This window comes from Anoxynatronum sibiricum (assembly GCF_039414295.1).
In the GTDB taxonomy this organism is placed as follows: Bacteria; Bacillota; Clostridia; order Peptostreptococcales; family Tindalliaceae; genus Anoxynatronum; species Anoxynatronum sibiricum.
Window position 1 is genome coordinate 58,249 of sequence record NZ_JBCITM010000007.1, and the last position, 14,639, is coordinate 72,887.

General features: G+C 54.7%; 13 protein-coding genes. 10 read left to right on the forward strand and 3 right to left on the reverse strand.

Annotated features, from left to right (window positions below; genetic code table 11):
- The first annotated feature begins 8 nt into the window (after window positions 1-8).
- Both AAIG11_RS08460 and AAIG11_RS08465 read left to right on the forward strand, forming a co-directional pair.
- A complete protein-coding gene (locus AAIG11_RS08460; protein ID WP_343185807.1) occupies window positions 9-1,049 on the forward strand; it encodes a methionine ABC transporter ATP-binding protein in 1,041 nt (346 codons plus the stop codon).
- Window positions 1,033-1,695, forward strand: a complete 663-nt coding sequence (locus AAIG11_RS08465) for a methionine ABC transporter permease (protein WP_343185808.1) — start codon at window positions 1,033-1,035, stop codon at window positions 1,693-1,695. Before AAIG11_RS08460 ends, AAIG11_RS08465 begins: the two co-directional genes overlap by 17 nt.
- 42 nt (window positions 1,696-1,737) lie before the next feature.
- Here AAIG11_RS08465 and AAIG11_RS08470 read toward each other — a convergent pair whose 3' ends face one another.
- Window positions 1,738-2,277 (reverse strand): nitroreductase family protein, encoded by a 540-nt coding sequence (locus AAIG11_RS08470; protein WP_343185809.1) that lies wholly within the window; start codon window positions 2,275-2,277, stop codon window positions 1,738-1,740.
- A gap of 176 nt (window positions 2,278-2,453) precedes the next feature.
- On the opposite strand from AAIG11_RS08470, the gene AAIG11_RS08475 reads away from it, so the two are divergent.
- The 8 genes from AAIG11_RS08475 to AAIG11_RS08510 all read left to right on the forward strand — a co-directional run bounded on the left by AAIG11_RS08475 (window position 2,454) and on the right by AAIG11_RS08510 (window position 11,726).
- Window positions 2,454-2,960, forward strand: a complete 507-nt coding sequence (locus tag AAIG11_RS08475) for a TIGR03943 family putative permease subunit (protein ID WP_343185810.1) — start codon at window positions 2,454-2,456, stop codon at window positions 2,958-2,960.
- Window positions 2,961-3,106: 146 nt separating this feature from the next.
- Complete coding sequence (locus AAIG11_RS08480; RefSeq protein WP_343185811.1) at window positions 3,107-4,282, forward strand: hypothetical protein; 1,176 nt, start codon at window positions 3,107-3,109, stop codon at window positions 4,280-4,282.
- The gene (locus AAIG11_RS08485) at window positions 4,245-5,279 is read left to right on the forward strand and encodes a GNAT family N-acetyltransferase (RefSeq protein ID WP_343185812.1); all 1,035 of its coding nucleotides are present in this window, start codon (window positions 4,245-4,247) and stop codon (window positions 5,277-5,279) included. Before AAIG11_RS08480 ends, AAIG11_RS08485 begins: the two co-directional genes overlap by 38 nt.
- Before the next feature lie 46 nt (window positions 5,280-5,325).
- Window positions 5,326-6,741 (forward strand): B12-binding domain-containing radical SAM protein, encoded by a 1,416-nt coding sequence (locus tag AAIG11_RS08490; protein WP_343185813.1) that lies wholly within the window; start codon window positions 5,326-5,328, stop codon window positions 6,739-6,741.
- The gene (locus AAIG11_RS08495) at window positions 6,738-7,439 is read left to right on the forward strand and encodes a class I SAM-dependent methyltransferase (protein ID WP_343185814.1); all 702 of its coding nucleotides are present in this window, start codon (window positions 6,738-6,740) and stop codon (window positions 7,437-7,439) included. Before AAIG11_RS08490 ends, AAIG11_RS08495 begins: the two co-directional genes overlap by 4 nt.
- Window positions 7,436-8,833 (forward strand): B12-binding domain-containing radical SAM protein, encoded by a 1,398-nt coding sequence (locus AAIG11_RS08500; RefSeq protein WP_343185815.1) that lies wholly within the window; start codon window positions 7,436-7,438, stop codon window positions 8,831-8,833. Before AAIG11_RS08495 ends, AAIG11_RS08500 begins: the two co-directional genes overlap by 4 nt.
- Before the next feature lie 78 nt (window positions 8,834-8,911).
- On the forward strand, window positions 8,912-10,252 hold the full coding sequence (locus AAIG11_RS08505; protein WP_343185816.1) for a B12-binding domain-containing radical SAM protein: 1,341 nt from the start codon (window positions 8,912-8,914) through the stop codon (window positions 10,250-10,252).
- Between the two features lie 79 nt (window positions 10,253-10,331).
- On the forward strand, window positions 10,332-11,726 hold the full coding sequence (locus AAIG11_RS08510) for a B12-binding domain-containing radical SAM protein (RefSeq protein WP_343185817.1): 1,395 nt from the start codon (window positions 10,332-10,334) through the stop codon (window positions 11,724-11,726).
- A gap of 20 nt (window positions 11,727-11,746) precedes the next feature.
- Here AAIG11_RS08510 and AAIG11_RS08515 read toward each other — a convergent pair whose 3' ends face one another.
- Both AAIG11_RS08515 and ercA read right to left on the reverse strand, forming a co-directional pair.
- Window positions 11,747-13,288, reverse strand: a complete 1,542-nt coding sequence (locus AAIG11_RS08515; protein ID WP_343185818.1) for a sensor domain-containing diguanylate cyclase/phosphohydrolase — start codon at window positions 13,286-13,288, stop codon at window positions 11,747-11,749.
- Window positions 13,260-14,438: an alcohol dehydrogenase-like regulatory protein ErcA gene (gene ercA, locus AAIG11_RS08520; RefSeq protein ID WP_343185819.1), complete on the reverse strand. Its 1,179-nt coding sequence runs from the start codon at window positions 14,436-14,438 to the stop codon at window positions 13,260-13,262. The genes AAIG11_RS08515 and ercA overlap by 29 nt, the downstream gene beginning before the upstream one ends.
- Window positions 14,439-14,639 lie beyond the last annotated feature (201 nt).

Genomic DNA, 14,639 nt, shown 5'->3' on the forward strand with positions numbered 1-14,639 from the left:
GGCTGGTTTTGTTGATTCAACTGCATCAGGTATCCAAAACATTTCAATCGAGCAGTCAGCAGGTGGAAGCCCTTCGGGAAGTCTCCCTTCAGGTGAACCCGGGCGAGATCTATGGCATTATCGGCCACAGTGGTGCCGGAAAAAGCACCCTGATTCGCATTGTCAACCTGCTGGAGAAGCCAACTTCCGGTCACATTGACATAAACGGTGTTGATTTGACCAAGCTTTCCCCACAAAAACTCCGGGAAATCCGGCGTTCTGTGGGCATGATCTTTCAAGGCTTTAACCTGCTGAAAACCGCCACGGTGGAAGAAAACATTGCCCTGCCCCTCCGCCTCACCGGTCTCTCCCACCAGGAAATCAGCCAACGGGTGGAAAAATACCTGGCCGTGGTCGGACTGACAGATAAAAAGCAGGCTTATCCTTCCCAGTTGTCCGGCGGGCAGAAACAGCGGGTAGCCATTGCACGGGCCTTGTCCCACGAGCCGAAAATATTGCTCAGTGATGAAGCCACCAGCGCCCTGGATCCAGAAACCACTGAGTCGATTCTGGATTTACTCCTGAGCATTAACCGGGAGTTTGGCATCACCATTCTCCTGATCACCCACGAAATGAACGTGATTCAGCGGATCTGCGACCGGGTGGCTGTGATGGAAGATGGGCGTATTGTGGAGGAGGGAACCCTGCTGGAAGTCTATTCTGATTCCAGACACCCCACCACGAAAAAATTCATCAACAGCCAGTTCCCCCAAAGTGCCCTGTCACTGCTTCCTGTTGATGAGCAGGATGGCCAGCCGGTACTGGAACTGTCCTTTGTGGGCGCTGTCACCGACCAGCCCGTACTGGCAGAAGTCTCCAAACGGTTTCAGGTTTCTCCCAACATTTTGTCTGGGAATATTGTTCCCCTGAAAAACGCCCACTATGGCAAACTCATTGTGCAGCTGCTGGGAGATCGGGAAGAAACAGCACAGGCTGTGGCCTACATTATTTCCACCGGCGTGAAGGTGGAAGAATTAAAGGGAGGTGAAGCCCATGCAGGCCTTTTATAGCCGTTGGGGAAGCGTCATTTTCAAGGCAACTGTTGAAACCTTTCAAATGGTCACCATCGCCATGTTTTTTGCCGTTCTCATCGGACTGCCGCTGGGCGTCATCCTCACCCTGACGCGAAAGAACGGGAGCCTGGAAAACCGTTGGATCTACCAGGGACTGAACACTCTCATTAACCTGATTCGTTCCATCCCCTTCATCATTCTTCTCTTTTATATCTTGCCCTTTACCAAACTGCTGGTGGGCACCTCCATCGGCGTGAAGGGGGTTATTGTGCCCCTGGTCGTCCACACCGCTCCTTTTGTGGCCCGGCTGATGGAATCAGCCTTGCTGGAAGTGGACCGGGGCGTGGTAGAAGCCTATGAAGCCATGGGAATCAGCACCCCCAAAATCATCTGGCACGTGATCATTCGGGAAGCCCGCCCCGCCATTGCACTGGGACTCACCATGGCCATTATCGCCCTCATCGGTGCCACTGCCATGGCCGGTTTGGTGGGAGCCGGCGGTCTGGGGAACCTGGCCTACAGCTATGGTCACCTGCGTTACGAAGTGTCGGTGATGCACACCACAGTACTTCTGTTGATTGTGCTGGTACAGTGTCTTCAGTCGCTGGGAAACCACTTGGCCGCCCGCCTTCGAAAAGAGTAATCCATCGCAAAACGAGAGCCGGCTGAAATCAGCCGGCTTTTGTTACCAGGTTTCCCATCGAACAATATCAGACAGTTTTTTTCGGGGAGTGGGGGCAGGCGCATGAGCCGGATAACCTACCGTGATCACCGCCACCACATATTTATCATCGGGAATCCCCAATACTGGTCGAATCTCTTCCTGAGTAAACCAGGCCACCCAGCAGGTTCCCAAACCCTGGTTTTCAGCTTCCAACACCAGATGTTCCGCTGCAATCGCTGTGTCCCTGATCACCTGCTTCAGTTCATGCTGAGAGCTTACCTCTGTCAGCACCACCTCCGGGTGGCCAGTGATCCTGCTGGAAAGATCGGCCACACAGGCAATGTGTACCGGGGCGGTGAGCATCCACTTCTGTTGGTGTGAAACAGCTGCCACTTTTTCCCGCATTTCCTGAGACTGGATTACAATGAAATGCCAAGGTTGGGTATTGTTTCCCGAAGGCGCCCACCGGGCACTCTCCAGAATAGCCGTGGTTTTTTCATCCTCCACGGGACGGTCTTCGTACTTTCGAATGCTTCTTCTCGTTTCGATGGATGTCAGCATCTCATCACTCCTCATGTTAATTGATTATTGCTGCTTTCCATGAGCAGCCTGTTCATTGATACCTGTTTTCATTTGTCTTTGCGGGGTATTTAGATTATAATACTCCTTATTCATCCTACCCAACGAGGAGGAAAACGAACAGTTTTGATGCAAAATCCGAAAATGGAGGTCCTTTTATGCAAAGAAGAGCATTCTTATTGACCCTACTGTTACTTTTTGTGTTGGTCCTGACCGCCTGCAGCCAACCCGGCGGCGACGCTGCAGTTCCTGCTGTCACCGTAGCACCTGCAGCCGAATCGACGACTGCCGCCTATGAATCAGATGATTTTTTACCTTTGGTGCTGCCGGTCTATGAAGATCTGGAAAACCACCTGGGCGAAGAAATCACTGTGAAAGGCTTTGTGTTCCTGCGGGACAGTTATGGTGATAACGAGTTCATGGTCACCCGCATGCTGGTGGAATGCTGCTTTGATGATGCGGCTCCCACCGGATTCGTGACTCAGTGGGAAACTGACACCCTGCCGGAGGTCGATTCCTGGGTGGAGGTCACCGGTATCATTGATCAGAGGGAAGCCACTGATTCAGTGACAGGCATGGTGTTCATCCAGCCCTACCTCATCGCTTCTTCCGTAACCTCCATTGAACCCTACGATTCCCCTTATGTCTTTTTCGAAACAGAGTAAGCACCTGAACACTCTCCGGCCACAGTACATGCTGTGGCCGGTTTTTCGTGGTATGAGAAGCAGCTTAACTGTCATCCCGCCGCAGGCGGTTTTGTTCATGGCAGGTTTGCAGAAATGGTATAATAAGGCATGCAAGGGAGGCGCCTATGAATATTCGAACCTTTGACATTTCCAATCCCCTCCGGCATCGCCGGGACATCCGTGCTTATCTTCACTTTTGCCGTCGGGTATATGCCCAGAATCCTCACCACCGGGACCTGATCACACCGGTACTGAAGGAACTGCTGACAGGCAGGGCCGTCATCTGTAGCAGCAGCTGGCTGAAGCCGCTGATGGTGGTGAAGGATAACAATCAAATTGTGGCAGTCTGTCTGCTGGCGGTGGTGGACCGACTTCCCCACCTCATGCAAATCACTTACTTCGAAGCCCTTCCCCAGCAAGCAGCGGCAGTCAACTTACTGATTCAGGCGGCCAGAGAAGCCGCCGTCATGAAAAAGGCCACCGCCGTCAGCGTGGGACTGAATCTCCATGTGAATTACGGACTGGGTCTGTTGTCCAGTCATTTTGACACTCCCCAGACCTTTGGCAGTGCCTATAACTCACCGGAATACCCGACCTATTTCGCCCCCCACGCGGGCCATGAAATCAAGCTGGTCAGCTACCTGACCCATATGCCTGGCTTCGATTTTTCGGCGGGACGCCGGCTGATGGAACGTATGCCTCCTTCTTTTCACGTGCGGCCTGCCCGGTTTCACCAGCTCAAAGAAGAAATCGCCCTGTACACACACCTGAACAATGCGGCCTTTGGTGAGCATCCTTTTTATTATCCCCGGCGGCAAACCGAAGACCTGGAACTTTTCCAAAGCTTTCGCCATTTTCTGCGGCCTGAAAACCTGCTCTTTCTCTATAATGGAAACACCCCCGTGGGCTTCATGCTCTGGTACCCGGATTTTAACCAACTGATCCCCCCCGGCGAAGGTCCCGGTCTGAAGGCCGTTATTAAGAACCGGCTTTTCAGTTGCCGCATTGACCGGTTCAAAATTGTGGAGCTGGGCATCATTCCCGCCTATCAGAAAACCGGGGCTGTCCTCGCCCTTTTTGACAGCTGCCATCGCTTGACAAAAGACCGCTACCAGTGGTGCGAAGCCGGCTGGATTCTTTCAGATAACCGGGCTTCCACAGGCTTTGGCCGCCGCTGGGCCCACGAAGCCTATAAAGAATACCGGGTCTTTCTCCTGCCTGTTCAGGAAAAGACACCCCCAGGGGAAAGGATGACTCTGGAAGATGACCTGTTCTTTTCAGTATTTCCGCCACACCCGTGAACTGCCTGCGACCTGGGATACCGTCTGCCGCAAACAGCCATGGCTGCATCGACAGCTGCTGATGCACCTGGAATCTCTTAATCCCTGTCATCAGCGCTACTACCTGAACACCACTCTGCAAACCGCCTTCGTCACCTATCACCTGAAAATTGATCCCCTGGCCCTGAAAACCGGCCTGGGTCTGAGGCTCCCCGTCACCATTGTCGGCATGCCTCTTTCCCTGTCAGTTCCCGGTTATGCCGCCACCCCGTCAGGTTTGGAGGCCATGGCCACCTTTATCCGCCAACAATCCGGTCTGTGGATGATTCTCAACGCCACGGAACAGGCAACCGAGTCCACTTTTCCCTTCCCCTGTACCCCTGCACTCCCCGCCTGTTCCATGTCCATTACCTGGGATACTTTCGATGCCTACCTGGCTGCTCTCCGCAGCCACTACCGGCACCGCCTGAAGAAGGCGCTGGATCGGGGGCAGTCACTGAGAGTATCGATTCTGCCTGAAGGTGCGCCCCTGCCGCCAGCTCTTTACCGCCTTTATGAGCAGGTTTACCGTCGCTCACCCCACAAACTGGAAAAACTGTCGCCCCCTTTTTTTCAGGCGTTTCCAGCTGAAATTCATTCCTTTTTTCTGGAAGAAAAGCCGGTGGGGTTTGTGCAGCTCGCTGTTCATCAGCAGGAAATGACTTTTCTGTTCTGCGGGTTTGAAAAACAACTGAACACCACCCACGACCTGTATCAAAACATGCTCCTTCATCTGGTGCGGCAGGCCATTGACAGACACTGCCATACCCTGCATCTGGGACAGACCGCCGTTGAAACCAAACAGAAACTGGGCGCCCTGCTGGAACCCCGCAGTCTCTATCTCCACCACTCCCAGCCCCTGGTGCATCATCTGGCCCGTCACCTGGTCCCCCTGCTGGGGTATCGCGACACCCCAGCCCATTACCGGGTTTTCAGAGACTCATTATCTGGCGGTTTTCCTGGGGAAAATCGCTGGTGAAACAGTTGAACCCGCGAAGGAAAACTGATAAAAAGGATGTCATCCCATGAAGTTCTTGCTGGTTAAGTGCCACCAACCCACTCTCTTCACTGCCCTTCAGCCCATCGTCACCGAGCCTCTGGAGCTGGAAGTGCTGGCGGCTGTCATTCAGCGTCACGGGCACACCTGCCGCCTTTATGACAGCTGGTTGGAAGAAATGCCTTTTTCCCAGGTGCTTGAGGAAGCATCTCCCCAGGTGCTGCTGCTTTCCGGCTATATCACCGCGCTGGAAAGGATGAAGGCCACGGCAGCGCAGGCCCGAAAACAATTGCCCCAGCTGCTGATTCTGGCAGGGGGTGTTCATGCTGCCCTGAACCCAGCCGATTTCATGGTGACCACCATCGACCTGGTGGTTCACGGAAACGGTGTAGTGGTGTTGGATCAGCTTCTTGCCATGGATTTTCAGCGGGAATCCTGGCCGCTGACGGCAGGCATTGCCTATCAGATTGACAACCAGTGGCATCTGAACCCTGCCAGCTTGATAACAGCTCACCACCCTTCAACTGGCCAGGATTCAGAATCCCCCTGCAGCGAAATCCCACCAGCTTCCACCCTGCCACCCCTGCCAGACCGCCATTATTTCAACACCTACGCCCACCGCACCCATTACATGACCCAGCGCCCCGTGGCACTGATTCAAACTGCCTTGGGCTGCCCATATACCTGTGACTTCTGTTATTGCCGTCACCTGAACGATGGTGCCTACACACCTTTCCCCCTGGAACGGGTGATGGATGATCTGCTCGCCGCCAAGAGTCACCTCTGCTGGATCGTGGATGACACCTTTTTGCTCCACCGCCCCCGGGTGGAAGCCTTTCTTGACCGGCTGCAACAGCGGCAAATTAACCGGCAGTTTATAGCCTATGCCCGGGCTGATTTCATTGTGAACCATGCCGATCTTCTCCCCCGTTTGAAAGCCGCCGGATTCAGACAGCTCATCGTTGGTCTTGAAGCCGTGGACCAACAGCGACTGGATGACTACGAAAAGCGTCTTTCCCCGGAGATGAACCAGCAGGCTGTCACCCTCATGAAAAGGGCCGGGATGGAAATGGCCTGTCTTTTCATGGTGCATCCTCAGGACCGCCATTCCGATTTTCGCCGGCTCCGCCGCTGGATCCGCCGCAATCGGCTGGCTCCTTACACCCTGAGCATCTACACGCCCATGCCCGGCCTTCCCGGATATGACGCTGTCAAACCTTTGTTCACCACCTCCGACCCTGCCAAATGGGATTTTCTTCATCTGGTGCAACGCCCCACTCACATGAAGCCCTGGGTCTTTTACCTTCAGGTGGCGTATACCTACTCCCTCCAGCTTTTCTGGAGTTCCCTGGTGCGCCGCACCCTATGGCGGGCTGTCACACGTACCTGCCGCCGCCTGCTGCATCTGCCACCCCATCAATCTTTACAGGAGGAAACCCCATGATCTTTAAACCCGCTTCTTTTCGGCTTTGGAACTTCTGGGCCCCTTATTATGAAAAACTCTGGGTACAGTCCGTCTCCCTCACCCCCACCCGCCGGGCAGTGATGCAACAGGTGTCGGCGTGGATTCATTCCCATCAGGCTCATCAGGCTCATACTGCCCAGTCATCTTCCCCGGCGTTCCCCAAGCTGCGCATTTTGGACGTGGGCTGCGGCACCGGTCAGCTGCTCCGGGACATTCGCCGTGCCTTTCCCCACCTTCCCCTGGAACTGACTGGGGTGGATTATGCCCCGGCCATGATTGCCCAGGCACAGGCGCTGGAATCCGGCGAAACCCGCCCCATTACCTACGCCTGTCTGACCGCCCAGGAGCTGGACCAGTTACCCCAGCCCTACCACCTGATTCTCTGCACCCATTCTTTCCCCTATTATCCCGACCAAAGGAAGGCCCTGGACCAGTTTCGCCAGGCCCTGGTGCCTGGTGGTCATGTGATCATGGCCCAGGCTGCCGGCGTGACCCTCTACGATCGCTTCGTTCTGTTCTTTGTCAAATGGACCACAGGCGCGGCCCTTTACCCCAGTGAACCGGCAGTGCGCCAGCTGATCCATTACCGTTTTCAGTTAATGCTGGTACGGCCCCTGCGGGAAAAATGGTTTATGCCCACCATCCTGCTCTTCCATTTAAAGGAGGCCGCCCAATGAACCTGCTGCTGGTGCGGCTGAAGCCCCCCAAAGAAACCATTGGATTGCAGCATGTGATGATCTGCGAACCCCTTGAGCTGGAATATGCCGCCGCCATGGTTACCCAGCCGGGTGTCACGGTGCAGGTGCTGGATATGATTCTGGAAAAAAGACCCCTGGAAACCCATTTAAAGGAAATCAGGCCCCATCTGGTGGGCTTCACCGGGTATATTACCCATGTGAACCTCATCCGGGAGGCGGCCAGGCAGGTGAAGGCACTGCTGCCCCACTGCGGCGTGGTGGTGGGCGGCGTTCATGGAGAAGTACTTCCCGAGGATTTCCACGACCCGGCCATCGATGTGATTTTGGAATCCCACAGCCTCAGTGCTTTTCAGCAGTTGGTGACCCTCTTGCTGGCCCAGGGCCAGGCCGACCCCAAGGCACCCCTGTTTCCACTGAAATCCCCCTTGTCCATTCTGGGCGTTCACCAGCCGGGGACCCGGCAGCCAAAGGAAACCTCCTTCGACCACCCGCTTCCTTTGCGCCAGGCCACAGCAAAATACCGGCACCGGTACCATTACCTCTTTCATCGTCCCTGCGCCCTGATGAAAACCTCCTTCGGCTGCCCCTACCAGTGCACCTTCTGTTTTTGCCGCCAAATCACGGGAGGCGCTTACTTCACCCGCCCGCTGGACTCGGTGGTGGCAGAGCTGTTGACCATTGAAGAGGAACATATCTACATTGTTGATGATGATTTTCTCGTATCACCCCAGCGGGTGCTGGACTTCTGCCAGTCAGTGGATGAGCAGGGTATCCGAAAACGCTTTCTGGTATATGGCCGGGCCGATTTCATCAGCCGGCATCCGGAGGTGATCCGCCGTTTTCGTCAGAGCGGTCTGGAAGCCGTCATTGTGGGGCTGGAATCTTCCCGCCCGGAAGATCTGGACCAGTACCACAAGGAAACCACTCTGGAAGAAAATGAACGAGCGGTGGCCATCCTTCACCAATATCAGGTGGTGGTATATGCCACACTGATCCTTGACCCCGCTTTTACTCCCGCTGATTTTCGGCGGTTGGGACGATGGCTGCGCAACCTGTCACTGGTATTTGTCAACCTGCAGCCATTAACCCCCCTTCGGGGGACGCCCCTTTACGACAGCTACCGGGAACAACTCATTGAACCGGAAACACATGTGGAAAAATGGGATCTGGCCCACCTGGTGCTGCAACCCACCGCCATGAGCCGCCGTCGGTTCTACCTGGAACTGCTCTTTCTCTACATTCGGGTGACCCTTCATCCCCGCAGCCTTTTTTGGTTGCTGAAACGCTACGGCCTGTGGGAATCGTTGCGCCTTTCCAGGGGCAGCAGCCACATCACCTGGCAATACCTGGGAAAAATCCTGCGAGGGCACTGAACCTCTCTAATTTCACGGTTCTTCGAGAAAAACAAGACCGACACGTTATCTTTCGACAGGAAAGGAACCCTGCACCCCATGATAAAGAAAAAACTGCTGTTGATTCAATCCAGCCCTTACGACCCCCAGGGCAACCCCATCAAACGGAAAAAGCTCTATTTTGTGGGGTTGGCCCTCCCCCTGCTGGCGGCCCTCACCCCTGGTGACTGGGAGGTGGAAATCTGCCTGGAAACCATTGATCCCGTTCCCTTTGACACCGACGCCACCCTGGTGGCCATCGGCAGCATGGGCCACGCCATCATCCGTTCCCGTGATCTGGCTCTGGCCTTTCGCAAACGGGGAAAACCGGTGATCATGGGAGGCTACATGGCCAGTCTCATGGCCGAAGAAGCCAAAAAATACTGTGACAGCGTGGTCATCGGCGATGCGGAGCCTGTGTGGGAACAGGTATTGACAGATGCCGCCGCGGGCACACTGAAGCCTTTTTATCAGGCCCCGCTCACCACCAGTGCCGCCGGTACCGCCTATTCCACCCCGATGCCCCGGTTTGACCTGATCATCAACAAATCCATCGGCAATTTTTTGCCGGTACAGGCGGGCCGCGGCTGCCCCAACACCTGCAGTTTCTGCTCTGTCGCATGTCTTTACCAGGGCCATTACCACCAGCGTCCGCTGGAAGAAGTGGTACGGGATATCCATCAGGTGCGTGACCTGGGTTTTCGCCGTTTCCTGCTGTTGGATGACAACATCGTTGCCAGTCGGGACTATCTCATGGCCCTGTGTCAGGCCATTACACCGCTGAAAATGACCTGGTTTTCCCAGTGTGACATTACCATCGGCAATGACCTGGTTCTGCTGAAAGCGCTGGCCGACAGTGGCTGCCAGGTGCTCAGTTTCGGTCTGGAAAGCATCTCCCGGGAAAGCCTGGTGGCCATGGAGAAGGGCTGGGCCCACCCCGATGAGTACCCCCGCCTCATCAGGAACATTCAGGCGGCGGGCATCGATATTTCCACAGAAATGGTGCTGGGAGCTGACGGCGATACCCTTGAATCCATCGAAGCCACCGCCCGGGTTATTGATGAACTGGGGGTGGTGGTTCCCCGGTTCTACATTCTCACCCCCATCCCCGGCACCCGTTTTTTTGACCAGATGCAGGCGGCGGGGCGCATTGTGGAAGATGACATTCACAGCTACAATGGCACCCGGGCCGTTCATCAACCCCGGCACATGACCCCGGAAGCCCTGACAGAAGCCTACTGGAAACTTTACCGCCAGGTATTTTCCTTCCGGTCCATCCTCCGGCGCACCCTGCTGCGACCTGTCATCTGGCGAAATCTGCCCTTGTCACTGTTCTATCTGGTGGTGAACCTCACCTATCGAAACCAGATTCGCCGGGGAATTCCGCCCAATATTTTGTAGCAGGCTGAAGAGCATCGTCCCCATCACCAGGGAGATGATGTGCTGTGGATGTTTATCTGAAAAAGAGAGGAAGTAACAGATGCGTATTTTATTGGTTCGCCCACCCCGGATGAAACAGGCGGTGATCATTGGCGAATTTATGTTCAGCGAGCCCCTGGGGCTGGAAATGATGGTCACCGTGTTAAAGGATACCCATGAGGTGGAGATCCTGGACATGATGACGGACTCGATGTCTCTGGAAACAAAACTGGCGGCTTTTCAGCCCCAGGTGGTGGGCATCACCTCCCTGTGCATTGATGTGGAGGCGGTGCTGGCCCTGGCCCGACAGACCAAGACCTTCAACCCCGCCATTCAGGTGGTGGCAGGAGGTACCCAGGCCACCCTGCAGCCCCAGGCTTTCATCCATGAGGCGGTGGATCATGTGATCCAGTATGCCGCCCGCCAGAACATCACCCAGCTGATGAACCTTCTGGCAGTGGCGTTGTGTCCCTCCGCCACCGCTTCGGATCCCCTCATTGAGGGGATCCGAAGCCGCAGTCATCAGTATCAGGAGGTTCCGCCGGTGAGTTTTCCGCCATACAACGAGTACATCCTGCCGGACCGAAAGAGTACCCTCCAGTATCGTTCTTCTTATTCCTACTTCGGTTACCGCCCCTGCGCCCTGCTGGGAACTTCCCGGGGGTGCAGCAAAACCTGCGATTTTTGCCTGCGGTGGCGGCTGGAAGGTTCCCGGGAGCACTATTTCCCCATGGAGCAGGTGCAGGCAGACATCGAAAGCATTGAAGAACCAAATGTGATGATTTTTGACAATGATTTTCTCCACAACCCCCACCGGGTGATGGCCTTGTGTGATTATCTGGAAGCAGCGCAGATTCATAAGAACTGGATCTGCTATGCCAGTGTTCACAGCATTCTGAACCATCCTAAAGCCGTGGCGCGGTTCCGTGATCTGGGGCTGCAGGCGGTGCTGGTGGGGTACGAAACCTTCAGCGACGAAGAACTGGCCCAATACCGCAAAAAAACCTCCCGGCAGGAAAGCCTGGAGGCGAGTCGTTTCTTAAAAAAGCTGGGGGTGGATGTGTGGGCTTCCTTCATGGCCCACCCTGACTGGAGCAAAGAAGATTTCCGTGCCTTCCGCCGGTTCATCAGGGAGCTTAACCCGGAGATATCCAGCATTTCACCCCTGACGCCTTTTCCCGGACTGCCTCTCTATGAACAGTACCGGGACCGCCTCCTTTATCCCCGGGAAACCTATGCCGCCTGGAGCTTCGGCCAGGTGATGATTCGCCCTGGAAACATGAGCCTGGTGGGTTATTATGGGGAACTGCTGAAAACCAATTTCTACGTGAACCTGGTCTGTAACAGCCTGGGGTATGTGGTGAACAAATTTGGTCCCCTGAGCCTGCTCCGCCTGACCCGGGGTTCTGTGCTGCTGTTGATACGATATCTGAAGCTGATGTGGCAGGCACGCTGAAACAATATGACCCGGCACCTTTAAACAATCCCGCGATCACTGACTTCATCAGTCGGCATTTGCCAGGAAGATCCATTGAAGTGATTTTGTTCAAGGACTGTTTCAAATAGAGTCACCATAACCGGATCAAACTGGGTGCCCGAGCTTCTTTTGATTTCAGCCAGGGCGGCTTCGGCGGGCATGGCACCCCGATAGGGGCGGTCATTGTTCATGGCATCAAAAGCATCCACAATGGCCAGAATCCGACATTCAATGGGAATGGCTTCTCCTTTCAACTGCAGGGGGTACCCGGACCCATCCCACTTTTCATGGTGCTTCAAAATCAGCTGAGAAATTTCCTTCAGCTCCGGCGAAGCGGCGGCGATACGCTCCCCAATGCGGCTGTGGGTCTTCATTACTGCCCATTCCTCTGCGTTCAGCTTGCCGGGCTTTTTTAGAATACTGTCAGGAATGCCCACCTTTCCCAGATCATGGAATTTGGTGAGGAGCCGCAGGCTGTCTTTCTGTGATTGAGAAAGTCCCAGCTGCTCACCCATGGCTTCTGCCAGAAATGTCATTCTGTCGGCATGCCCCTCCGTGATGTAGTCTTTGGCTTCCAGCGCCTTCATCAGTGTACGCACCAATGCACTTTTGCTGCTGCTTTCCTTCAAAAGCTTATGCTGATACAGGTGGTGATCTGCCTGCTGGTGCAGTTCTTTGGTGGCCAGGCACCCCTGCTGATGATAGGCATACCCGTAGGAAACGCCCAGACTGCCTGTCTCAGTTTCCCGGTTATAGGCTTCCAGTCTTTCCCTGAAAATCTGCAGCATGGTTTCGATGCTTTCAATAGGCTCCTGTTCCACCAGCACCGCGAATTCATTGCCGCCGATACGGGCCAGGTAATGGGTATCCTTCACCAGTTGTTGCAATAGTTTTGCCAGACTGACAATGATCTGATCTCCTGCCAGGTGCCCGAGAGTGTCATTGATCACTTTCAGTCCGTCAATATCAAAAAGAATGAGAGCAATCCCTTTCAGGTCTTTGCCCTCCAGTTCCATCAGCTTCTCCTCAAATTTACGACGGTTATACAGGCCTGTGAGGTGATCCTTTTCCGCCAGGGTTCGCAGGCGATTTTCCAGCTGGCGCTGCTCTGTAATATCCCTGACAATGATCAAGACTTCTTTCAGCTCAGTGGCATGCATCCGGGCTTCATAAGTGATGCTTGTCCCCTCGCCTTTCAGCTCAAAAACTTCTTGCTGTATCTCTTGGGTTTCCAGGCATTTCATCACTATTTCCCGCAACATATCAGTAATTCCAGGCTCACGGAGAATGGCCAGGGAACGATTGGTTTCCTGACGGGACCCGGCAGAAAAGGGAGCCAGATGCCCCCGGGCATCGCTCACCAACAGCATATCGGGAATGGCCATCATCAGGGTGCGGTTCCTGGAATGGGATTTTTCTAGAGAAGCCATTTTTTCCTGCAGTTCCGGGTAATAGCTCTTTCTGATGGAGCCTTCTCCCAGACCGATGATAGCTTCCCGGGTGACCTGCTTTTTATCCTTGGGGGTGGAAGAGTTTCTCATAAATGGTCACAACCTCTGCTTTGGTTAGTTTTTTGGGGTTGGTCACCATGCAGGGGTCCTGCAAAGCACTTTCCGCCATTTTATCGATCTGCCCCGGGGTGACTGTGACAGCAGGGAGGGTATCCGGTATTCCTACCCGCTGCCGTAACGCTGAAACCGCCTGTACCAGTTGCCGACGCAACTGGTCATCATTGGCCGCCTCCATGGGCAGCTTCATCTGACGGGAAAGATGTTGAAATTGGGAAACCGCATGGGGATAATTGAGGAAGATCAGATGTTCCAACAGAATACCGTTGCATTCGCCATGAGCCAGGTCCAAAAGCCCCCCAAGGCTGTGAGCCAGAGCGTGAACCGCCCCCAGGCTGGCGTTGGAGAAGGCGAAACCGGCATGAAGGGATCCCATCATCATGTTCCGCATGGTTCCCAGGGTACGCTCCGGTTGAACAGCGGCTTCCAGATTTTCTGTCACCAGGTGCACCGCTTCCAGGGCATGCACATCGGTTAGTTCGGATCGGGCATTGGAAACGGCTGCCTCGATGGCATGGGTAAGGGCATCCATTCCAGTGCAGGCGGTGAGGTAGGGAGGCATGGTGAGAAGGGGTACCGGGTCAATAAGGGCCAGATCAGGCACCACTTTTTTGCTGATAATCGCTTTTTTCACATGCGTCTGGGTGTCTACAATAATGGCAAACTGGGAGACATCCGCCGAGGTGCCGGCGGTGGTGGGAATGCAGATGAGAGGCGGACCCGGCAGGTGTACTTCATCCACACCTTCATAATCGAGGATATGACCGCCATTGGTGGAGACTATGCCAATGCCTTTGGCGCAGTCCATGGGGCTCCCGCCGCCCACAGCAACGATAAGATCGCATTCATTGGCCAGAAACAGCTCTGAACCCAGCATGACTTCATAATCCTTGGGATTTTCTGTCACATCGGTGAACAGCTCCACTTCTTTGTCAAGCTGGCGAATGGAGTCGATAATGCCGGTAAACCAAGGTTGGTCGACCACCTGGGAGTCAGTCACCACCATCACCCGCCGGGCTCCAAAGTGAGCCACGTAACGGCCAGCCAGCAGCCGGGCATCGGTACCCACAATCACTTCCGGCACCACAAACTTTCGAAGCTCTTTCATGGCTCTGTCTGGCATGCCCATCCCTCCCTGGAAAACGATACTGAATTCATACCCGTTATAGAGTGCCATAATCGGTGGTCAGTGGAAAATAATCTGAAAATGTGTCGGTTCCAACAAAGAAATTCATCCACCATTATTCTGCGCAGGCTGTTTCCTATTCAACACAAAAAGAGAAGCCTTTCAGCATGGTCCATGGCCAGGCGAAAATCTTCTCTT